We start from the raw sequence: 18,057 nt of genomic DNA, 5'->3' as shown, positions 1-18,057 counted from the left end.
GAGTCGATCGGTGTCGATCACAGGTTTCCCACTTCCAGTTCGAGGTATTCGGCGTATTTGGCGCGGGCTTCGTCCTGCTTGCGCGGAAGCCACTGCGTGGGCCACAGGTCGTCGGTTGCGCTGTAGTCGCGCAGGACCTGTTTTGCAACGGTCGTCTTGTGGACCTCGGTCGGGCCGTCGGCCAGGCCCATCACGGCCGCACCGTGAATCATCTTGAAGAACGGCATCTCGTTGGTGACACCGAGTGCGCCATGGACCTGCATTGCGCGCCAGGCGATGTCGTGCAACACGGTCGGCATGACGATCTTTGCCGTAGCGATGTCCTTGCGGAGCTTCTTGTAGTCGTTGTACTTGTCGATCTTCCACGCGGTATGGAGCACGAAGAGGCGGAACTGCGTCAGCTGCGCGTAGGAGTCGGCGATGTAGCCCTGGATCGTCTGCTTGTCGGCGAGTCGGCTGCCAGCGGTTTCGCGACTCAGTGCCCGTTCGCACATCATGTCGAGGGCCTTCTGGGCGAGTCCGATCGTCCGCATCGCGTGGTGAATGCGGCCGCCGCCGAGACGGGTCTGAGCGACGGCGAACGCCTGACCCTCACCGCCGAGGAGCGCGTCGGCGGGTACCCGCACGTCCTCGTAGTGGATGAGCGCGTGGCTGCCCCCATTCATCGGTTCGCCGTACAGGCCGACGTTACGCACGATATTGATGCCCGGGGTGTCGGCGGGCACGAGGAACATCGACATGCCCTTGTGTACCGGTACCTCGGTGTCGGTCACGGCCATCACGATCAGGAACGAGGCGGTCTTGGCGTTGGAGGAGAAGTACTTCCAGCCGTTGATGACCCAGTCGTCACCGTCCTTGACTGCTCGAGTGCGGAACTGCGCGACGTCGGCGCCGCCCTGGGGCTCGGTCATCGAGTAGGTGGAGAAGAGTTCGCCGTCGAGCAGTGGCTGCAGGTACTTCCTCTTCTGCTCGGGTGTGCCGTAGTGCGCGATGATCTCGGCGTTGCCGGTATCGGGTGCCTGGCATCCGAAGACGATCGGTGCCCACGACGAGCGTCCGAGGATCTCGTTGAGCAGTGCGAGTTTGAGCTGTCCGTAGCCCTGGCCGCCGAGCTCGGGACCGAGGTGTGTGGCCCACAGGCCTTGTTCGCGAACCCGTTCCTTGAGCGGATCGATGGCCTTGCGTCGCAGGCCGTCGAGGGGTACGAACTGCTCGTGTTCCCACACCAGGTCCAGCGGCTCGACCTCGTCGCGCACGAAGGCGTCGGCCCAGTCCAGTTTTTCCTGGTATTCGGGGTCGGTTTCGAAGTCCCACGCCATTGCCCGGCTCCTCTCTGATTCCAAGAATCTTAAATCGTACTTTTCAGAATGCTATTCTTACACGACTGAAGTCGGTTTGGAACAGCCCGCGACGAAAGGCACCGAGTTGAAAGCCCAAGACCTATTCCACATGGGTGTCGTGACCAACGACCCGGCCGCGGCCAAGGCAGAGTATTCCCAGCTCTTCGGTTACGAATGGGGTCCGGAGGTCGGTGGGGAAGTAGCGGTGACACTGCCCACCGGAGATCATGTGGTCGACCTGAAATGCGCGTTCTCGATCACAGAACCGCGCATCGAACTCGTCCGGAGTGCGTCGGCGCCCCTGTGGGAGGCGGTCCCGGGTATCCACCATCTCGGCTACTGGTCTGACGACGTGGATGCCGATCGCGACGAGTTCGCCGCCCAGGGCTACAGCACGGAAGCAACCCGACGAGCGCCCGACGGCAGCCTCTTCTTCGCGTTCATGCGAAGTCCATCCGGGCTCCTCCTCGAATTCGTGACCCGCGCAGCGGAACCGGGGATGTCGCAGTGCTGGATGGCGCCGCAGTGACCCCACAGCAGTTCGATACATCGGCACCGACGGTAGAGAGGGAAGCATGGGCCAGGTAGGAATCGTGACCGGAGGCGGCCGCGGCATGGGGTTCTCGTGCGCGGAGCGGATGATCGGCACCGTCGACACAATGCTGCTCGTCGACATCGACGAAACGTCCGCGAAGGAGGCAGCAGCGCAGTTGTCGTCGGACCTGACGGTGGTCGAACCGTTCGCCGCCGACGTCGGTGACGCCGATGCGCTGGGCAGGCTCGCCGACCGCACGGCCGAGCTCGGAACGCTCCGTTCCGTCGCTCACGCAGCGGGGATCTCCCCGACCATGGCCGACTGGCGCAAGATCGTGTCGGTCGACCTCGTCGGTACGGCGTTGCTGGCGGAGGCGCTCCGTCCGCTGGCGAGAGCCGGTACCGCCATGGTCTATTTCGCGTCGATGGCACCGTTGATCGGCCGGATGAATCCGGGGTCAGAGCTGGGTGCGGTCCTGGACGATCCGCTCGACGAGGAGTTCCTCGACAAACTCCGGGAGATCGTCGGCGAATCGATCGAGCAACCCGGGATCGCCTACTCGTGGGCGAAGCACGGGGTGCAGCGATTCGCGCGTGCGGAAGCCATCCGGCTCGGTGCCGCGGGAGCGCGTGCGAACTCCGTGTCACCGGGGCTGATCGATACTCCGCAGGGTCGGCAGGAGGCGGCGAGCAATCCGCGCATCGCTGATATGCAGCGCGCGACGCCGCTCGGCCGACTCGGCCAGGCCGACGAACTCGCAACGGTCGTGGCGTTCCTGCTGTCGGACGGCGCGAGTTTCGTCAACGGCATCGATGTACTCGTCGACGGTGGAGTGATGGCTGCGATCGCGGCGCAACGCGAAGGGGGCGGTGCGTAGAGCGGATTCTCGACCGGACTGCCGCTGCGCTGTAGTGCGATGTCAGCCGGCGCTCGGTCGCAGGCTGCGCAGGAACAGGTCGACCGACGCTCGGATGTGTTCTTCCAGGTGGGTGCGAACGATTCCGAACGAAGCGAGGCGCGCGGGGCCGCCCGACGCCATGCCGAGGAACAGCTCGGCGAGGGTGTCGGGATCGTCGGCGACGATGGCGCCGGTGGCCGCATGATGTCGGAGGAGTTCGGCGACCTGTCTCGTGCGCGGCCAGTGACCGGAACCGAGTGCCTTGCGGGCGATATCGGGATATCGGGAGGCATAGGCGACCGCAACCTGCTGGAGTTTGATCATCGACGGATCCAGGGCGCGCCGGACCGCGATGTCTGCGATCGCGGTCAATGCCTTCTCCAGGTCGTCGAAGTCCGGCGGATCGGGTTCGGGCCACGGCCAGTCCCTACGCGACATGGCCCACCCGAGTACCGACCGGAAAACATCCTCCTTGGTGGGAAAGCGCGCGTACAGAGACGGTTTCGTCGTTCCCGCGGCGGAGGCGATGGCATTCATGGTCGTGCCTTCGTAACCGTTTTCGAGGAACAACCGGAGCGCAGACTCGCGGACGGCTTCGTCGAGTCGGCCCGCTTCCTCTTTGGTCGGTCGGCCTCCCCTCCGCCGACCTGCGCCCACGGCCCGCGGCGGCTCATTCACCGATGTCATAGCTGAAGAGTGTGCCAAACAAAATTGCCTATGGACATAAAACTTTTCCGGTGAGTATGGTTATCGGTATTCGCTAACTATACCCGCAAGTCTAGTTATCTCGGACTTCCCGAAACTCAACGGCCGGAGGGCACAGTGACAGAAGCGACGATGCAGAAAAACGTCATCGGGACGCTGAACGCGTACTTCCAGGAACGGCGGGAACAAGTTCCCGTCCTGACCCAGCGCGCGAACGACCAGGGGATCACCGAGATCCGTTCCCGCGAGGACATCGTTCCGCTGCTCTTTCCTCACACCACCTACAAGAGCTACCCGGAAACGCTTATCGCCAAGGGTAGGTGGGAGCAGATGAATCGGTGGCTGGGATCCCTGTCCACCCGCCGACTCGACGACGTCGACGTCTCCGAAGTCACCGACGTCGACGGCTGGATCGGCGCGCTGGAGAAGGCCGGCCACATGGTGTCGAGCTCGAGCGGAACCAGCGGAAAAGGCTCGTTCCTCAACAAGTCCTACCGCGATTTCGAAGTCAACAAGCAGAACCTGCTCGACTGCTTCGTATCGCTGGGAATGCCGCCCGAAACGGTATGGCACGTCATCCCGGTCGGGCCCGACACCGGGCAGACCCAGCATGCCGCTGTGCGCGACCTGATCATCGATTCGTTCTCCCGGCCCGACGCGCTCCCCCTGTTCGACGGGCCCGCACCCGAAGGGTTCCATCGCTACCTGTCCCGGTTGTCGGCGATGCGTCGCGCGATGGCCGACGGCACCGCCGCCCCCGACGACATCGCGTCGTTCGAGGCAGAAGCAGCCGAGCGCGCGGCGCTCCAGGAACAGAAGCTGAACCACTACGCCGACCAGATCATGGCCCGTCGTAACGAGAACATCCTGTTCAGTTCGCAGTTCCCGCAGTTGTACCGACTCGTCGAGGTCCTCCGTGAACGGGGCGTCAAGGACGGCGACATCACCGGCATCAACGGTCTCACCAGCGGCGGCGGCCTCAAGGGCACGAACCTGCCCGACGACTACCAGGATCAGATCTACCGGATGCTCAATATCGCTCCGGAGCGCTTCCTGCACTACTACTCCATGCAGGAACTCAACAATCGCATGTTCAAGTGCCCGGAAGAGGGGCGCTACCACGTGCCGGAGGAGATCGTCCTCCTCGTCCTGAACAAGGACGGCGACGCACTCGCCGAAGCATCGGGCAACCTGGTCGAAGGCCGGGCCGCATTCGTCGACACCACCGTCGACGGGCGTTGGGGTGGCACGATCTCGGGTGACAAGATCACCGTGGATCAGGGTCGCTGCCCGTGCGGGCGCGACGGCGAGACCGTTCTGCCGAACATCGTGCGCTACTCCGATCTCGGAGACGACGACAAGATCACCTGTGCCGGAACGATGGACGCATACGTCCGCGGAATCGTCGGGGAGTGAGCATCATGACCACGACTGCGCCTGCCCCCACACGCACCAAGATCCAGGTACCGCATTTCGTCCGCGGGAAGCTGATCTGGGGCGAAGACAACGAATATCTCTCGCGCGACTTCGGAGTCCCTTTCGTGACTCCCAAGATCGAGTACAACGAGCTGTTCGTCCCGCGCACTGAGCCGGGACCCGCCTTCGACGTACCGGTCTCGGAGATCATCGACTTCCTCGTCGAGACCGCCGGGCAGCTGTCCCTGGACAAGAACCCCTACCTTCAGGAATCTCTGGAGATGACGCTGCAGGTCAGCGCGTTGCCTCGCCGGATCATCGAGAACACCTTCCGTCGACCGGGGCAGTTCCTGACGAAGAAGGCTCTCGAGTTCCGCCTCGAGCGCACCTTCGGAAGTCTCGATGTGCTCGACGGCTGGGTCGAGAACACCGACCCCAACGGCAACGTCAGCAAGATCCGCGCGTTCCCGCCGCGATTGGTCCACATGCTCGCGGGCAACTCACCGAGCGCTGCCATGACATCGATCGCTGATGCTGCACTACTCAAGGCCGTCAACGTGTTCAAGATGCCGTCGGCCGATCCGTTCACCACGGTCGCGGTACTGCGGACGATGTCGGACATCGCGCCCGATCATCCGGTGCTGAAGTCGATCTCCGCGGTCTACTGGCGCGGCGGCGACGAATCGGTCGAAGGTGTGCTGTACCGCTCGCAGTACTTCGACAAGCTCGTTGCGTGGGGCGGCGGCGCCGCGATCGAGAACGCCGCGAAGTATGCGGGGCCGGGCTTCAGCCTGATCTCGTTCGATCCCAAGGTCTCGATGGCAGTCATCGGCCGAGAAGCCTTCGAGTCGGAGGAGACGCTGCGGGAGGTCGCTGAGCTCGCGGCTGCCGACGCCACGATTTTCAACCAGGACGCATGCCTCGCAGCGCGTCACATCTGTGTGGAAGGCGATGTCGACCAGGTCGACCGATTCTGCGCACTGCTGCACGAGCGTCTCGGCGTCGACCGGGATTTTGCCTCCGCAGTGGGCCCGAAGCCTGATGCAGACATCCGCGAAGCGGTGGAGGGAATGCGCTACCTCGAACCCGATTACCGGGTGTGGGGCAAGTTCGACGGAACCGGGCTCGTCGTCCGCTCTCCCGAGATGGTCGACTTCCATCCCAACTTCAAGACCGTCAATGTCATTCCGATCGCGCAGCTCCGTGACGCTGCGTCGTACGCGACCGTCGCGACGCAGACGGTCGGTGTGTACCCGCCTCATCGCAAGGCCGAGATCCGCGATCATCTCGCCACCGCAGGCGTACAGCGCCTCGTCAAGCTCGGCGGTGCATTGCGCGGCACGATGGGTAACCCCCACGACGGCATGTACCCGCTGCACCGCATGGTGAACTGGGTGGCCGATGACGATGCCTGAGCAGAATCGAAGCGGCATACCCATGCGTGTTCTCGGGCGCTCCGGTATCCGAGTGAGCGACCTGTGCCTCGGCACCATGACGTTCGGTACGGAATGGGGATTCGGTACCGACGAATCGACCAGCCGGAAGATCTACGAGACCTACCGGGAAGCGGGCGGTAACTTCGTCGACACCGCGAACAATTACACGAACGGTTCGAGCGAGGAGATCCTCGGGCGGCTTGTGGCACCGGAACGCGACTCGGTCGTCGTGAGCACCAAGTATTCCTTCCCCACCGACCCCGCGGATCCCAATACTGGCGGAAACCACCGGAAGAGCCTGCGCCGCAGCGTCGAGACGAGCCTTCGACGGCTCGGCACCGACTACATCGATCTGCTGTGGGTCCATGCGTGGGATCAGTGCACCCCCGTGGACGAGACGCTGCGAGCTCTCGATGACCTGGTGCGGTCGGGCAAGGTGCTCGCGATCGGGGTGTCGAACACGCCGGCCTGGGTGGTGTCGCAATCCGTTGCCGTCGCCGAACTACGTGGATGGAACTCCTTCTGCACGATGCAGGTGGAGTACGCTCTCACTGCGCGTACTGCCGAGCGCGAACTCCTTCCGATGGCGCGAGCGCTGGGTATCGAAGTTTCCGCATGGAGTCCACTCGGGCGCGGAACCCTTGCTCGCACCATGTCCGACGAGGACTTCGCGAAGCTCCCCGGGCCGGTACAGCGGGTTCTCACCGTCACGCGCGAGGTCGCAGGCGAGCTCGGAGTCTCACCCGCGCGGGTTGCGCTCGCATGGGTACGCAGGCAAGGGCTTATGCTGTCGATCGGTGCACGAACCGTCGATCAGATCAACGACAATTTGGCGGCACTGGACGTCGAACTCGATGACTCCCACTTGGCGCGACTCGACGAGGCATCGAAGATTCGCCTCGGCTATCCGCACGAGTTCCTGCACGAGCGCCGGGCGATGTTCACACCGGATGCTCTTCGGGCTCGAGCCCAACGGTAGCCCGCGACTGAGGAAGGCAAACACGATGGAGACCCTCGAACACTGGATCGACGGATCTGCCGCAGCACCACACGGCGGTGGATACCTCCCGGTGACCGATCCCGCGACCGGTCGCACAGTGCGACAGATCGCGGACGGCGACAGCGACGACATCGATGCAGCAGTGCGCGCTGCGTCGAGGGCGACATCGGAATGGTTGAGCATCCCGGCACTGGCACGTGGGCGCCTGATCACCGATCTCGGTCGGGCGATCCGGGCGAACAAGCCGGAGCTCGCAGAGCTCGAGGTGAGTGAGACCGGCAAGCCGGTCGCCGTTGCGCTCGGCGAAATCGAGAACTCCGCCGTGTATTTCGAGTTCTACGGTGGACTGGTCGGGATGCCCGCCGGCGAGACCATCGACGTGGCACCGGATCAGCACGTGTTCACCAAGCGTGAGCCGTACGGCGTCATCGGCGTCATCACGCCGTGGAATGTGCCGCTGAACCAGGCGTCGCGAGCGTGTGCGCCCGCGCTTGCTGCGGGTAACACGGTGGTACTCAAGCCGTCCGAGAACACGTCGGCAACCAGCGTGCGGCTCGCGCAGCTCGCGACGGAAGTCGGGATTCCCGATGGTGTGATCAACATCGTGCTGGGAAACGGACGCGACGCGGGAGCCGCGCTGGCGCAGCACCCGGGCATTGCCAAGGTCGCCTTCACCGGATCGGTGCCGACGGGTCGCGCGGTTGCGGGTATCGCTGCGGAACGGGTTGTTCCGGTGACACTCGAACTCGGTGGCAAGTCGGCGAACATCATCTTCGCCGATGCGGATCTCGATACCGCTGTTGCTGGTGCTCTCGCGGCGTTCACCGGGAATGCGGGGCAGGTGTGCTCCGCCGGTACCCGTTTACTCGTGCAGCGCGAGATCCACGACGAGGTCGTACGCCGATTGGTCGACGCCGTCGCTGAGATCCAGGTGGGACGCGACATGGGACCCATCATCACCCGCGAGCAGTTCGGGCGTGTCCAGGAGTACTTCAAGGTCGCCGAATCGGAGGGCGTTCGCGCCGAGATCGGTGGCAACGTCTCGGCACTCGCCGAGGAGACCGGAGGCTTCTACGTCGACCCCACCGTGTATACCGGGGTGGACAACACGATGCGCATTGCGCGCGAGGAGATCTTCGGCCCCGTCGTCGTGGTGATCCCGTTCGACACCGACGACGACGCGGTCGCGATCGCCGACGACTCGGAGTACGGTTTGATTGCCGGTGTGTGGACCAGGGATGTATCCAGGGCACTCGCGGTCAGCGACAGATTGCGCACCGGCCAGGTTTTCGTCAACACCTGGTCGACGGCATCGGTGCAGACCCCGTTCGGTGGGTGGAAGAACAGCGGCTACGGGCGCGAGAAGGGCGTCGAAGCGCTGCACCACTACGGACAGGTCAAATGCGTGACCGTCAAGCTCTGAACACGCACGCGGTGCTGCAGGCCATTTTCGGAAGGAACTTTTGATGACCCAGGACTCAGCGGTGAGCGGAGCGTCCGTCGACGACGCGCACCGCGCCCTCTTCGATGCCGGACTCACTGTTCGCAGGGAAGTGCTCGGCGACGCGTATGTCGATGCAGCCCTCGAACGCAACGCCGGTTCCGATGGGGAGTCGCTACAGGAGTATGTCAGCGAATTCGTCTGGGGCGGTGTGTGGACGCGTGACGGGCTCGAACGTCGCGACCGATCTCTTTCGACGATCAGCATTCTCATCGCGCTCGGCCACCTCCAAGAGCTCGCGACGCACGTGCGTGCCGGGCTCGGCAACGGCCTGACCCGAGAGGAGATCACCGAGACCGTCGTCCACGCGACCGCGTACGTGGGTTGCCCCGCGGGTATTTCGGCGATGCGGGTAGTGCAGGAAGTTCTGGTCGCCGAACTGGGCCCGCGCGCTGCCGGAGACAACGCATGACCGCCGGCGCGCAGACCACGTCGACCTCGGCAGTGCCGCTGCCAGGCAAGGTCGTCGGCCACATCGGACTCGGCGCGATGGGGCGGCCCATTGCACAGAATTTCGTTGCCAGCGGACAGTCCACGCTGGTGTTCGACGCCGATTCGGCGTCCCAGGGCCGATTCCTCGACGACCACGCCGGTGTCGGGGGTGCCGCGAGCTTCGCGGATTTCGCCGCCTGCGACGTCGTCGTTCTAGTGCTCCCGACCAGCGACATCGTCGACAGCGTCGTGCTCTCGGAGGACGGACTGCTGGCGCATCTGCGTCCGGGAAGCACGATCGTCGATATGGGATCGAGCATCCCCACCCGCACGCAGGCACTCGCCGAAGCCGCCGCAGCGAAGGGCATTTCGGTCGTCGATGCTCCGGTGAGCGGAGGGGTGGCGCGCGCACGACAGGCCGCGCTCGCGGTGATGGTCGGCGGCGACGCCGCGGCGGTCGAAGCGGTGATTCCGCTCCTGAGGGCAACGGGCAGCGACATCATCCATGTCGGTCCCGTCGGATCCGGCCATGCAGCAAAGGCTCTCAACAACTTGATGGCCGCCAACAACATGCTCATCGCTGCCGAAGCTCTGCTCGTCGGCCGCAAGTTCGGCATCGATCCCGCCACGCTGCTCGGCGTGATCAACGCGAGCAGCGGACGCAATCAGGCAACCGAAGCGAAGTACGAGAAGTTCGTGTTGTCGCGGACGTTCGACTCCGGTTTCGCTGCGCGTCTGATGCGCAAAGACATCGGGATCGCACTCGACCTCGCGCACGATCAGGAGATCTCACCGCTTCTCGGGGAGGCGGTGGGCCGGTTGTGGAATGCGGCGGTCGACGGACTCGACCCGGCTGCAGACCAAACGGATGTCGTGCGGTATCTGGAGGAACACCACCAGGTGTCGCTGGCGGACCCGGCCGGCCAGTGAACGAACACTGAACGAACGCTGATCGAAGAAGCCTCGCTCCCCACGGAGCGAGGCTTTTCCGGTCGAGCCTGCGCGGCGGTGTCAGCGCAGCACGGTTCCACCGTCCACATTGACCACCTGCCCGGTGATCCACGAGCCTTCGTCGGACATCAAGTACGCCACCATGCTCGAGACATCCCGAGGCTCGCCGTGGCGCGTAGTGCGGTTGCGGGCCATTCCCGATTCGAGGATCTCGGCGGGTGCGCCCTCGAGGATCTCGGGTGTCACGATCAGCCCGGGCGTGATCGCGTTGGCCCGGATACCTTCTTTGCCCCATCGTGAGGCCACGTGTCGAGCGAGGGCGTTGATGCCTGCCTTGGTGGCCGAATAAGCAGGACGGCGCGCTTCTCCGGTGAACGACGCGATCGACGACGTGTAGACGATCACTCCACCGCCACTGTCGAGCAGTTTCGGGACGCTATGGCGAGTGACCAGCATATGACCGCGGAGGTTCACGGCCACGGTGCGGTCCCAGACCTCGAGGTCGATGTCGACGACGTCGCTGTCCTTACTGACCGACCCCATGTCGCCCGCGTTGATATGAACCGCGTCGAGTCGGCCGTATGCCTCGTGGGTCGCCGCGACGAGAGCCTGCACGGACCTGTCGTCGGAGATGTCCACGTGGACGGCGATCGCGGTGCCACCGCTTGCTGTGATCGCCTCAGCAGTGCGCTGTGCCCCTTGCAGGTTGATGTCGCCGACAACGACTCTCGCTCCTTCGCGGGCCAGGCGCGCTGCCGAATCGGCGCCGAGGCCGGTCGCTGCCCCGGCGATCAGGATGGATTTGTCCTTCAGACCTTCCACAAGTACCCCTCGAGAATCGCGATTCTGAAATCAGGAATGTCGTTCTGCAATCGAGACTATCTGACCTCGGCAACGCTGTCGAGACCGACATGAGGGTGAGACATTGTGGTAGGAAGCGATATTCGTGAAACCGGTCGGTCAGGTTCGCGCGTCGATCGCGGTGTCCAGGACACCGAGGTCGGCGCCGAGTTCGGCGACCGTGGCGCGCACCACCGATACATCCTTCGAAATGAATTCACCGACCGAACTGCGGAACGCCTCGACCGAACCGCGCATCGCGACGTTACCCATTATCTTGCAGGCCGCACTTCCGTACGGGAGGGCTTCGAAGAGTGTTTCCGGTGCGACACCGAGCTGTCGTCCGAGTTCCTCGGCTTCCGCCAGAAGCCCGATCTGCGCGGCGAACAACGCGTTGTTCACGAGCTTGACACGAAGGCCGCTTCCGCTCCCGCCGACATGGAGCAGCGGAGTTCCATAGCTCCTCAGCGCGGGTTCGATGCGTCCGACAGCTTCCTCGGTGCCGCCGACGAAGAGCGCGAGGCTTCCCGCCGCGATATCGTGCGGCCCTCCGCTCACCGCTGCATCGACGACATCGACCCCCAGAGGTTCCGCCACCGCGACAAGATCTTCGATCGTCTTCGGGCTGATGGTGGTATGAACCACGAGGGCGGATCCCCGCGGCATCGTCTTCAGGAGGCCACGTTCGAAGCAGACCTCACGGACTTGCGCATCCGTGAAAACACACACCGTCACGAGATCGACGTCGACGCCGACCTCGGAGACGTCGGCTACCGCTTTCGCCCCGGCGGCTTCGATCGCGGCGCGCGACTCATCGGACCGTCCGAGCACGCGAACATCGTGTCCTGCACCGAGAAGGCGCTCGACCATGGGCATGCCCATGCGGCCCGCGCCGACGAACCCGACCCGGCTCATCGGCGGTATCCCATCATGTCGAGAGTGGCGTCGGCAGTGCTCAGGGACACTCCCGCGGAAGCTCCGGCATTGTCGGCGAGACTTGCAACGAGCGTGACGTCCTTGCGCAGGAGCTCGCCGGCATGACCTGCGATCCGTTCGAGACCGCCGGCGGAAACGACACGGCCGAGGGCAAAGCTGTTCGCTGTGCCGTGTGAGACGACCTCACCGAGCTTGGCAGGGTCGACACCGAGCGCTTTGCCGAGGTCGAGCGTGCTTGCGGCAGTCGACAGATTCGCGGTGAAGAGCAGATTGTTGAGGAGCTTCGCGAGCTGCCCGGCACCCAGGTCGCCGAGATGGACGACCGGGTTGCCGTACGTCTCGAACACCGGTCGTGCCGACTCGACGGTCTTCTCGTCGCCACCGAGCATGACGAGGAGAGTGCCTGCGGCTGCGCCCATGCCGCCGCCGCTGACCGGTGCGTCGATGATCGACACACCCTTCGCGCGGGCAACCTCGGCGAGTTCTTTGCAGGTATCGGGATGGATGGTGCTGTGGATCGCGATGATGCCGCCTTCGCGGAGCCCTTCGAGTATCCCGTTCTCTCCGGTGATCACAGCGCGGACGTCGTCGTCGCTCACCACACACAGGCACACGAGGTCGCTGGCTCGAGCGAGTTGCGCAGGAGTGTCGGCGTACTTCGCAGCTGTATCGGCGTAGGGTTCCAGCGACTCTTTCCTGCGGGCCCACAACGTCACCTCGTAGCCGGCTTCGACGATGCGGCGCGCCATGGGGCCGCCCTGACTACCGAGTCCGATGAATCCGACGCGCATCACGTGTCCTTACCCTGGAGGCCCCGCTGAGCGAGGCAGTCATCGATGAAGTTCATGACCGTCCGGTGGTATTCCGGTGCGGCGTTGCAGATGCTGAGGTTGTGTCCGCCTCTGGCAATCCGGGCGGTGGCGACGCGGGGGGACGCGGTGAACATCGAGGCGACGTCGTCGATGGCTTCCGCGTCGCTGCGCCACACACGCTCGTGCTCGGCCGCGGTGTAGTGGACGGGGACACGCACTCGCGCTGCCAGAGAAGGAAAAGTCTCCGTGGGCCAGACCGCGGTGACATCGGCCTCGTAATCCGGTGTGCGAGAAGAGATTGCCGATCCACCCATGACGTCGGAAGGGTAGAGGCCCTCGGCCGGAGTCCAGATCAGTTCGCCCACACCTTTTGCCTGAGCGTAGCGCTCGCGCGTGCCGAGGATCCCGGCCGCCAGTGCGTGGTGCTCGCGGCCGGTGCCGGAAATTGCGAGGCCGAGAAGGACGTGGCCGTGGTCGTCTGTAGCCATCCGAACCGCAAGTTCGCTACCGACCGAGTGGCCCCACAGGAACAGTCCGCTCCTACAGGCACCCGAGCCGAGAACGGCGTCCACCGCGGCGTAGGCGAGGTCGGCCCGGCGCTGTGAGTCGCGCAGTTCATCGGCGAACGGTCTGGACGTGCCGTAGCCCGGACGGTCGAGCGCGAGCACCGTGTACCCGTGCAGCGCGGCGGAGCGCATCATCGACAGTTCGGGGTGACCGGGACAATCCCAGTAGGCGGAGAATGCGGCGCCGCCGTGAAGGGCAACGATCACCGCTCGCGGTTCGGGGGCCTCGAGGAGCAGTCCGGAGATCGGAATGCCCTCGATATCGACGACGCGGGAGACGGGTGAGGAACTCCACGCGCCGCCGACACCGGCCTCCTCGATCGGTGAGGACTGTGGGGATGTGAAAGTCATGAGTCGGTCCGCAGAAGCATCGCGCCGCCCGGGGAGAGCCCGCCGGTCGCGGCTACAGCGACGCGCGCACCGGCAACCTGCCGCGCACCGGCTTCGCCACGTAGTTGGGTCACGGCCTCGTGAATCAGTCCCATGCCGTGTGTGCGGCCGTGCGACAGCTGGCCACCGTGCGTGTTGAGAGGGAGGATTCCGTCGCGGGCGATGTTCTTGCCGCCTGCGAGGAAGTCCTTGGATTCGCCGATACCGCAGAATCCGAGCCCTTCGAGCCACGACAGGCAGTTGAAGCTGAAGCCGTCGTAGAGCTCGGCCACGTCGACATCCTCGGGCTTCATCGAGGTGCGCGACCACATGTGGGCAGACGGCCCGAGCGAATGTGGCTCGTGGGTCAGCGAGCTCTGATCCCAGTCCATTCGTTCGATGATCTGGGTGCCGACGGCCTCGACGAGCACCGGAGTCTTCGGGAGATCATGCGCGGCGTCGATGGCCGAGACGATGACCGCGATCGAACCATCGCACGGGACGTCGCAGTCGTAGAGGCCGAACGGTGTGGTGATCGGACGGGCCGACATGTAGTCGTCCATCGTCATCGGATCGCGGTAGATCGCGGTGGGGTTCAGCGCGGCGTTGGCGCGTTGGTTGAGCGCGATCCACCCGAGTGTTTCGCGGTCGGTTCCGTAGCGATGGAAATGCCGCTGCGCGTTCTGCGCAAGGGTATGGGCAGCAGATGTGGCGCCGAACGGCATGAACCAGTTCGGGGTGCGCCCGCCCGACGGGGGTGCGATCTCCCCGCGCTTCATCAGTTCGGCGTACGTCGCCTCCCACAGCGTGCGGTAACACAGCACATGCCGTGCGGCTCCACTGGCGACCGCGATCATCGCGGCGATCACCGATCCGCCGGGGCCGAAGGTCTCGATACCGCCGTTGTGCCAGGTAGGGCGCAAGCCGAGCGCCGCTTCGACCTGCGTGATGCCGCCTTCGCCGAAGCCCCCGACGTTTCCTCCACCGGGGTAGCTGGCGATGCCGTCGATGTCGTCCATGGTCAGACCGGCATCGGCGACCGCTCGTTCACACGCCTCGATGGTCAGGTCGATGGGCGACCGCATCAGCCGTCGACCGATATCGGACATACCGATACCGGTGAGCGCGACCTTGTCCTCGTACTTGTCCTGTGTGGCCGGGGGGCGGACATGGAACTGGAACTGGTCCGGTTCGATCTCCTCCTGCGGGAGCGGCGAGAGCTCCCCCTGCTCTTGTGCCGGCCGGAAGAGCGGAAGCCACACATCCGCGTCCTGCTGGAACACGACCTCCATGCGCATACCGAGTTCGAGAGATTCGGGATCACACTCGACGATGTTGGTCGTCAGCCGGACTCGCGGATCTTCCTCGATCGCAACCTGCGCGACGACATACGGTGCGGGCATGCCGGGAACAGCGAAGCGATGATTGACCGTGAACCCCGCGAGGGTCGCGAAGCCCGACACCTCACGAACCCCCATCCGGTGCTCCCTGCAGTAGCGGCAGACCGGCTGTGGCGGATGGATGAGAGCCGAGCACGACTCACATTCCTGTATCCGCAGCACACCGTCGGCGCCTGCCGTCCAGAAGAATCGGTTCGAAGAGGTGAGTTGGGGGAGAGGGCGTCCCGAGGCTTTCGCCACGGGTGTGCCTCCGGTCTGATCGACCACCGCTGTCTCGGCCACGTGCCTCGAGTTCCTTACTGTCTGAGCCGGGGACGCCGCTGCGCATCGAGCTGCGGCGCCCCCGGGGCGAAAACGGTTGCTGCAGAATCAATTACCGATGTTCGCCGAATCCTTCTTCCGCGTGATCGGATCTGCGAGCCGCTGGTCGTCGCAGATAGTCTGCAGTTTCTTCAGCGTGTCGTCGAGGTTGTCGCCGAGACGCGGTCCAGGAGTGAACGTTGCAGGCAGGTGCCGCATCCCCTGGATCACACCGATGGTGTCGTAATGCACCGTGTTCTCGACGTCGACCTTGTAGTCGGGCATACGATCGAGAACCGCGAGCAGCATCCTCTTGAACACCATGCGAGCCATGTTCGACCCGACGCACCGATGGATTCCGAGTCCGAAGCTGAAGTGACGGTTACCCCGGCGCTCGAGATCGATGTTGTTCGGGTCGTCGAACAGTTCGGGATCGCGGTTGGCCATGGCCCACGACAACCACAGCCGGTCGCCTTCCTTGAACTCGGTACCGTCGAGTTCGTAGTCGGCGGCGAAGGTACGGCCGTCGCCCGGCGCCGGAGTGAAGTAGCGCAGGAACTCCTCGGTCGCGGGATTGAGGAGCGTGTCGCGCTCCTCGCTCAGACGAGTCCGCTCGTCGGGGTTGAGCCCCAGCCATTCGAGTGAATGAGCAGTGAGGGCGGTCGTCGTGTCGAATCCACCGCCGATCAGGAGACTGAGGATACCCAGCAGTTCCATGTCGTCGGGCTTCTCACCGAGGACCTCGACATTTGCGATTGCGTTGATCAATCCCGGTCGGGGATTCTCCCGGATCTCGATCAGGCTCATGAGCAGGTCCAACCCCATGGTGCGGTGCATCTCGTTGATGCGCGGGATGTCCGGGGAATCCGGCGGGGTGTAGACCGCCGCGTGCACCGGCTCGTTGTAGATGACCCACTTCTCGATGGGAATTCCCATCATGGCGAGGGTCAGTACGGCCGGTACGATGTTCGCGAGTTCGTCGACGAAATCGATCTTTCCGCTCTCGATCTTCTCGTCGATGGCTGCGCGGACGACCTCGTCGACGAAGGGAATCCACCGCTCGACGGCAGCGGGAGAGAGGTAGGGGTTGAGCAGACTGCGGAACTCGTGGTGCTCGGGATCATCCATTTCGAGGATGCCACCACGCACACCGGACGCGCGCTCCATGGTCGGAATCGCGATGCCCTTGTAGCCCTTGCGCTTGTTGTGGAGGTCGTGGTCGGTGGATACGTCAGGCGAGCGGGCAAGATCGAAGACCTGGCTGCTACCCGCGGCGACCCAGTGGCCACCGTGGGTGTCGGACCATGCCATCGGACACTTCGACTGCATTTCCTGGGTCACGTCGAGGAAGCGATCCCGGTAATCCGCTGCGTGTCGGTCGAAGTCGAATTTGGGAGTCTTTCGGGCTGCGTCGGCAACTGGGTCGACACTCATGACTGTCCTCTCGGGATTCAGAGAATGGTGATCGCTTGCTCAGGACACGAGCGCACGGCCTCGCGGACGTTCTCCTCGAGGTCTTCGGGAATTTCGGTATCGATGGCTGTGGCGTGGCCGTCGATGTCGCTCAGCTCGAAGACATCCGGTGCTGCCATGGCGCACAACGTGTGTCCCTGGCAGCGTTCGGGGTCGACTCGCACCTTCATGATGTTCCTCCCGTTCGAGTGGGAATTTGTTGATGGGCTGTACATTTCGGGGAGTCGGTCCCGGCCCGAGGGCGGGGTCCGGTCATCAGATGTGGTAGTCGTACCACTTGAGATAGCCGCCGCCGTCCACACGCATCTGCATGCCGGTGACGTACCGGGACTCGTCGGAGGCGAGGAAGAGCACCATGTTGCTGCTGTCTTCGGGTTCGATGAACGGAATGCGCATGGCCTGCTGTACGCCGAAAGCGGGCTCGGCATCCGCGCGGGTCGGGTGCTCGAGATCCGGTCGGAACGACCGGTACATCGGCTCACTCTGCAGCATGTCGGTGTTGCAGTTGGTGGGGTGCAGCACGTTTGCACGGACACCGGCAGGTGCGAGATGGGTGGCCAGGTCGTGGATGTACTGCGACAGGGCGCGCTTCGAGAACACGTAGGCGGCACCGCCGAGGTCCTTGCCCGGCTGGTCGACCTTCGACACATCCATGAGCGCGGCGGTCGAACCGGTCGCGATGATCGATGCGCCGTCACCGAGGTGCGGCAGTGCGGCCTGCACGGCGTTGATGGTGCCGACCAGGTTGGTATCGACCACGTCGGCCCACGCCTGTCGCTGCGGCTCGCCCTTCATGCCTGCGACACCGGCCTGTGCGACGACGATGTCGATCTTGCCGAGCTCATCGATACCCTGCTGGACCGCTGCGCGCATCTGCGCGGCGTCGCGGACGTCGGCCTTGACCGTCACGATGCGACGGCCTTCCTTCTCGACGAGTCGAGCGGTCTCGTCGAGATCCTCCTGCGTGGCCATCGGGTATCCGATGGTCGAGAAGTCCTCGCACCGATCGACGGCGATGATATCCGCGCCTTCGGATGCGAGCTTGACCGCGTGGCTGCGGCCCTGGCCCCGCGCCGCGCCGGTGATGAATGCAACCTTGCCTTGTACGCGCCCCACTGTTCGTCCCTTTCGATCGAGTTCGTGGTTT

18 protein-coding genes are annotated in these 18,057 nt (G+C 64.3%); 8 read left to right on the top strand and 10 right to left on the bottom strand.

Annotated features, from left to right (window positions below; translation table 11 throughout):
* Positions 1-17: 17 nt before the first annotated feature.
* Positions 18-1,319 carry an acyl-CoA dehydrogenase family protein gene (locus ACSYG9_RS06735; RefSeq protein WP_454841760.1) on the bottom strand — a complete coding sequence of 434 codons (1,302 nt, stop codon included), beginning with the start codon at positions 1,317-1,319 and terminating at the stop codon, positions 18-20.
* 130 nt (positions 1,320-1,449) lie between these two features.
* On the opposite strand from ACSYG9_RS06735, the gene ACSYG9_RS06730 reads away from it, so the two are divergent.
* Together ACSYG9_RS06730 and ACSYG9_RS06725 are read left to right on the top strand one after the other, a co-directional pair.
* Complete coding sequence (locus ACSYG9_RS06730; RefSeq protein ID WP_454841758.1) at positions 1,450-1,869, top strand: VOC family protein; 420 nt, start codon at positions 1,450-1,452, stop codon at positions 1,867-1,869.
* 46 nt (positions 1,870-1,915) lie between these two features.
* Complete coding sequence (locus tag ACSYG9_RS06725) at positions 1,916-2,752, top strand: SDR family oxidoreductase (RefSeq protein ID WP_454841756.1); 837 nt, start codon at positions 1,916-1,918, stop codon at positions 2,750-2,752.
* 42 nt (positions 2,753-2,794) lie between these two features.
* On the opposite strand, the gene ACSYG9_RS06720 is transcribed toward ACSYG9_RS06725, so the two are convergent.
* A complete protein-coding gene (locus ACSYG9_RS06720) occupies positions 2,795-3,460 on the bottom strand; it encodes a TetR/AcrR family transcriptional regulator (RefSeq protein ID WP_454841754.1) in 666 nt (221 codons plus the stop codon).
* Positions 3,461-3,595: 135 nt separating this feature from the next.
* Here ACSYG9_RS06720 and ACSYG9_RS06715 point away from each other — a divergent pair, with 135 nt between their 5' ends.
* Genes ACSYG9_RS06715 through ACSYG9_RS06690 form a run of 6 tightly spaced genes read left to right on the top strand, consistent with a single transcriptional unit; the run spans position 3,596 to position 10,193 of the window.
* Complete coding sequence (locus ACSYG9_RS06715) at positions 3,596-4,894, top strand: hypothetical protein (protein WP_454841752.1); 1,299 nt, start codon at positions 3,596-3,598, stop codon at positions 4,892-4,894.
* Between the two features lie 5 nt (positions 4,895-4,899).
* Positions 4,900-6,309, top strand: coding sequence for an acyl-CoA reductase (locus ACSYG9_RS06710; RefSeq protein ID WP_454841750.1), 1,410 nt, complete (start codon positions 4,900-4,902; stop codon positions 6,307-6,309).
* On the top strand, positions 6,302-7,309 hold the full coding sequence (locus tag ACSYG9_RS06705) for an aldo/keto reductase (RefSeq protein WP_454841749.1): 1,008 nt from the start codon (positions 6,302-6,304) through the stop codon (positions 7,307-7,309). The genes ACSYG9_RS06710 and ACSYG9_RS06705 overlap by 8 nt, the downstream gene beginning before the upstream one ends.
* A gap of 25 nt (positions 7,310-7,334) precedes the next feature.
* The gene (locus tag ACSYG9_RS06700; RefSeq protein WP_454841748.1) at positions 7,335-8,753 is read left to right on the top strand and encodes an aldehyde dehydrogenase family protein; all 1,419 of its coding nucleotides are present in this window, start codon (positions 7,335-7,337) and stop codon (positions 8,751-8,753) included.
* A gap of 43 nt (positions 8,754-8,796) precedes the next feature.
* Positions 8,797-9,243 carry a carboxymuconolactone decarboxylase family protein gene (locus ACSYG9_RS06695; RefSeq protein WP_454841747.1) on the top strand — a complete coding sequence of 149 codons (447 nt, stop codon included), beginning with the start codon at positions 8,797-8,799 and terminating at the stop codon, positions 9,241-9,243.
* Complete coding sequence (locus tag ACSYG9_RS06690) at positions 9,240-10,193, top strand: NAD(P)-dependent oxidoreductase (protein WP_454841745.1); 954 nt, start codon at positions 9,240-9,242, stop codon at positions 10,191-10,193. The genes ACSYG9_RS06695 and ACSYG9_RS06690 overlap by 4 nt, the downstream gene beginning before the upstream one ends.
* 81 nt (positions 10,194-10,274) lie before the next feature.
* On the opposite strand, the gene ACSYG9_RS06685 is transcribed toward ACSYG9_RS06690, so the two are convergent.
* From ACSYG9_RS06685 to ACSYG9_RS06650, 8 genes are all read right to left on the bottom strand, one after another.
* Positions 10,275-11,036, bottom strand: coding sequence for an SDR family NAD(P)-dependent oxidoreductase (locus ACSYG9_RS06685; protein WP_454841744.1), 762 nt, complete (start codon positions 11,034-11,036; stop codon positions 10,275-10,277).
* Between the two features lie 138 nt (positions 11,037-11,174).
* The gene (locus ACSYG9_RS06680; protein ID WP_454841742.1) at positions 11,175-11,969 is read right to left on the bottom strand and encodes an NAD(P)-dependent oxidoreductase; all 795 of its coding nucleotides are present in this window, start codon (positions 11,967-11,969) and stop codon (positions 11,175-11,177) included.
* Positions 11,966-12,781 carry an NAD(P)-dependent oxidoreductase gene (locus tag ACSYG9_RS06675; protein ID WP_454841741.1) on the bottom strand — a complete coding sequence of 272 codons (816 nt, stop codon included), beginning with the start codon at positions 12,779-12,781 and terminating at the stop codon, positions 11,966-11,968. Before ACSYG9_RS06675 ends, ACSYG9_RS06680 begins: the two co-directional genes overlap by 4 nt.
* A complete protein-coding gene (locus ACSYG9_RS06670) occupies positions 12,781-13,719 on the bottom strand; it encodes an alpha/beta hydrolase (protein WP_454841740.1) in 939 nt (312 codons plus the stop codon). Before ACSYG9_RS06670 ends, ACSYG9_RS06675 begins: the two co-directional genes overlap by 1 nt.
* Positions 13,716-15,377: a thiolase C-terminal domain-containing protein gene (locus tag ACSYG9_RS06665; protein WP_454842901.1), complete on the bottom strand. Its 1,662-nt coding sequence runs from the start codon at positions 15,375-15,377 to the stop codon at positions 13,716-13,718. The genes ACSYG9_RS06670 and ACSYG9_RS06665 overlap by 4 nt, the downstream gene beginning before the upstream one ends.
* A gap of 129 nt (positions 15,378-15,506) precedes the next feature.
* Positions 15,507-16,871 carry a cytochrome P450 gene (locus tag ACSYG9_RS06660; protein WP_454841738.1) on the bottom strand — a complete coding sequence of 455 codons (1,365 nt, stop codon included), beginning with the start codon at positions 16,869-16,871 and terminating at the stop codon, positions 15,507-15,509.
* A 17-nt stretch (positions 16,872-16,888) separates the two neighbouring features.
* Positions 16,889-17,080, bottom strand: coding sequence for a ferredoxin (locus ACSYG9_RS06655; RefSeq protein ID WP_454841737.1), 192 nt, complete (start codon positions 17,078-17,080; stop codon positions 16,889-16,891).
* A gap of 85 nt (positions 17,081-17,165) precedes the next feature.
* Complete coding sequence (locus ACSYG9_RS06650) at positions 17,166-18,026, bottom strand: mycofactocin-coupled SDR family oxidoreductase (RefSeq protein ID WP_454841735.1); 861 nt, start codon at positions 18,024-18,026, stop codon at positions 17,166-17,168.
* Positions 18,027-18,057: the final 31 nt, after the last annotated feature.

It is taken from the genome of Rhodococcus sp. SJ-2 (assembly GCF_053750035.1).
The sequence above is the reverse complement of the archived record's forward strand: the minus strand, read 5'-3'. Positions and strand labels throughout refer to the sequence as shown.